This is a genomic window from Stenotrophomonas sp. 278 (assembly GCF_003935715.1).
Lineage (GTDB): Bacteria > Pseudomonadota > Gammaproteobacteria > Xanthomonadales > Xanthomonadaceae > Stenotrophomonas > Stenotrophomonas maltophilia_AH.
In genome coordinates this window covers 1-3,094 of record NZ_RHPP01000239.1, presented here as the reverse complement: position 1 = coordinate 3,094, position 3,094 = coordinate 1, and the positions used below count along the sequence as shown (strand labels likewise).

At 62.8% G+C, this 3,094-nt stretch carries 3 protein-coding genes; all 3 read right to left on the bottom strand.

All coding sequences use genetic code 11. The annotated features are described in order from the left end of the window. Positions 1 to 144 precede the first annotated feature (144 nt). The 3 genes from proP to EGJ34_RS21050 all read right to left on the bottom strand — a co-directional run bounded on the left by proP (position 145) and on the right by EGJ34_RS21050 (position 2,648). A complete protein-coding gene (gene proP, locus EGJ34_RS21060) occupies positions 145 to 1,632 on the bottom strand; it encodes a glycine betaine/L-proline transporter ProP (RefSeq protein ID WP_125362361.1) in 1,488 nt (495 codons plus the stop codon). A 257-nt stretch (positions 1,633 to 1,889) separates the two neighbouring features. Next, positions 1,890 to 2,231, bottom strand: a complete 342-nt coding sequence (locus EGJ34_RS21055; protein WP_125362360.1) for a thioredoxin family protein — start codon at positions 2,229 to 2,231, stop codon at positions 1,890 to 1,892. Positions 2,232 to 2,234: 3 nt separating this feature from the next. Further along, positions 2,235 to 2,648 carry a host attachment family protein gene (locus EGJ34_RS21050; protein ID WP_125362359.1) on the bottom strand — a complete coding sequence of 138 codons (414 nt, stop codon included), beginning with the start codon at positions 2,646 to 2,648 and terminating at the stop codon, positions 2,235 to 2,237. Positions 2,649 to 3,094: the final 446 nt, after the last annotated feature.

Below are 3,094 nucleotides of genomic sequence, written 5' to 3'. Positions count from 1 at the left end.
CCCCCCCCCCTTTTTTTTTTACACGAACACCCCGCAAACGCCCTTTGCGGCTGGGGGGGGGGGGGGGGTGTTTTTAATAGCCCCCTGGGCGGGGGGCCGGCCAACGGCCGGCGCTACCGGGTTACGTCACGTCCCGAAATGACATCAGGCAGGTCGAGGTTCTTCCGGGAGCAAGGTGGGGGGCAGCATCGGTCGCGACGCATCCACGGTCACCGGCTCATCGCCCTTCACCAGCGCATGCGCCTCTTCCTCGCTGCCCACCGCCGGCGGCGAGCCGCGCAGCGGCAGGTTGGCGGTTTCGTTGACGAACAGCATGGTGACCAGCCCGATCACTGCAGCACCCATCAGATAGTACGCCGGCACCAGCGGGTCGCCGGTGCGTTCCACCAGCCAGGCGGTGACCAGCGGCGTGGTGCCACCAAACAGCGACACGGAAATGTTGAAGGCAATCGACAACGCGCTGTAGCGCACCGGTGTGTAGAACAGCGCCGGCAGCGTGGACGGCATGGAACTTGTGAAACACACCAGCGCGATGCCCAGCAGCATCAGGCCGAGGAAAATCAGTCCATCGTGGCCACTGCCAACCAGCAGCAGGCACGGCACTGCCAACGCGAACAGCGCAATGCAGGCCCCGATGATCATCGGGCGACGGCCGAGGCGGTCGCTGAACAAACCGCCGACGATATTGAGCGGCATCATTACCAGCATCACCAGGATGATCAGCAGCAGACCCTTGCTCTCGGCATAGCCCATGGTGACGCTCAGGTAGCTGGGCATATAGGTCAGCAGCATGTAATCAGTGACATTGAAGACCAGCACCAGGCCCACGCACTTGAGCAGCTGAGGCCAGTGCACGCGCAGCAGCTCACCCAGGCCCGGACGTTCGTGGTCACGCTTGTCGGCTTCTTCGGCATAGGCCTTGAACGCCGGGGTTTCCTCCAGTTTCATGCGCATGTACAGGCCGAGCAGACCCAGCGGACCGGCCACCAGGAACGGCACGCGCCAGCCCCAGTCGAGCATCTGCTCACTGCTCAGCGCCATGTGCAACGCAGTGACGGTAGCAGCACCGGCGATGTAGCCGCCGAGCGTGCCGAACTCCAGCCAGCTGCCCATCAGCCCGCGGTTGCGGTCGGTGGAATACTCGGCAATGAAGGTGGCCGCGCCGCCATACTCACCGCCGGTGGAAAAGCCCTGCACCAGGCGCGCCAGCAACAGCAAGGCCGGCGCCCACAGGCCGATGCGCTCGTACGACGGAATCAGGCCGATGCTGAACGTACCGAGCGCCATCAGGATCATGGTGAAGGCCAGCACCTTCTGTCGCCCATAACGATCGCCGAGGGGGCCGAACACCATGCCACCGAGCGGACGGACGAGGAAGGCAACGGTGAACGTTGCAAAGGTGGCGATCAGCTGGGCGGTGGGATTGCTGGACGGGAAAAACACATGGCCCAGCGTGACGGCGAGATAGCCGTATACACCGAAATCGAACCATTCCATGGCATTGCCCAATGCTGCGGCACCGACTGCGCGCTTCAGCATTGGGCGATCCACCACGGTGACCTCGTCCACTTTCAGTTGTCGACGGCGTTTGAACCAGCCGAAATGCGCATGTGCCGCATGCAGGTCCTGCATCTGCTTCTCCTCGGAGCGTGGCCACCACGCGTCCGAGGTCCCGCGCACGGCACGGAGAAGCACCACCTCGTGAAGTGCGGCGAAATGCGCAGGAGGGGTTCAACAGACGTTCCCGGACGGCCGCGAAGACTCAGCGGCGCTGCAGGAAGGGTGACCGTGACGGGCAATGGCCCGGGTCAATGGTCAAGCGATGCATTGTACACCAGATGCAACACCGGCTCCTCTGCGGATCACAGTGTTGCATCTGGAAAGGCCGTTCAGGCCACGGAAGATTTCGTCATGACGGCATCAAATGCAGCGAAATCATCTGTGGAGTGCGGGCGCACCACGCGCGCCCGTTCCTCGCCGTCACACAACAGGATGAGCGTGGGCCAGAGTTTTACCGAGAACGACCGACCCAGTGGCCTACCTTTGCCGTCCTCCACCTTGTGGTGAGTCACCGCGTGCTGGTCCACCCACGTCTTCACCGACGGCTGCGCATTCTGGCAATGCCCGCACCAGTCGGTACCAAACTCGATCACATGCCAGCCGCGCAGTGCGTCCACCGCACTGCGCAGCGGCTCGGGCTCACCGTGTTCAAACCGGCCGACATAGCCCATGGTTCATGCCGCCAGTGCGCGCTGGATGTCTTCCAGCGGGGCGTTGGTGTAGTCCTTGGCCAGGTCGAACAACAGACGTGCCTCCACCTCTTTGTGCAGCTGCGGACGAATGCGGCCCAGAGTCTGCGGATCGGCCACCAGGATCAGGTGCGCGTAGCGGTTGTTGAGCGCTTCGGAGTTCAGCTGTTCGGCCAGCTGCTTGGCAAAGGTCGCTTCATTGAGCTGCGAGATGCTCATGTCCTTGGGCACGGCACCGGACGGCCCCTGCCCGGACACCCCCTGTTCACTCACGTCCTGCACCTGCAGTTGGTCGTCCTGGCGCAGTTGCAGCGTGCGGCCATCACCCACATTGGTGAACACGCGGGCCGAACCGCCATCAGCCACGACGATGAGGGTACCTTCGGGAATCTTCTGCATGTGGGGTCTCCAGTTTCGTGAGCGAATCGGATGTTGCGCCTGCAGGTTAGGAAACAGGATGTAAGCACCGTGCATACGGATGTGTGCGTGCTGTATGCGGCATCGGGCTGCGATTACACGCTATCCGTGTCGCCGGGCGATGCCCGGCTGCTGTTGGATTTGGGCGAACAGCCATCGGCTGGCGGTCTACGTGTTGGGGGCCATCGGATGGGGGGTACGGGACACGCCGTAAACCCATCCATGGGGGCTCGTCGAAAACATCCATGTTTTCAACGGTCCCGTACCCCCCATCCGATGGCCCCTCGATACGTGGTCGGTGGCCCATGGGAAATGCCAGATCAACGGCGGTTACGTGCTTTTGATCTTCCGTGGCCACCGGCCAACTGTCTGGGGCGTGCCGGGGTGGGTTTGCGGGACCGTCAAAAACATGGATGTTTTTGACGAGC

Coding starts and splice junctions, on each gene's coding strand:
- proP (WP_125362361.1), bottom strand. CDS start 1,632: ATGCAGGACCTGCATGCGGCACATGCGCATTTCGGCTGGTTCAAACGC.
- EGJ34_RS21055 (WP_125362360.1), bottom strand. CDS start 2,231: ATGGGCTATGTCGGCCGGTTTGAACACGGTGAGCCCGAGCCGCTGCGC.
- EGJ34_RS21050 (WP_125362359.1), bottom strand. CDS start 2,648: ATGCAGAAGATTCCCGAAGGTACCCTCATCGTCGTGGCTGATGGCGGT.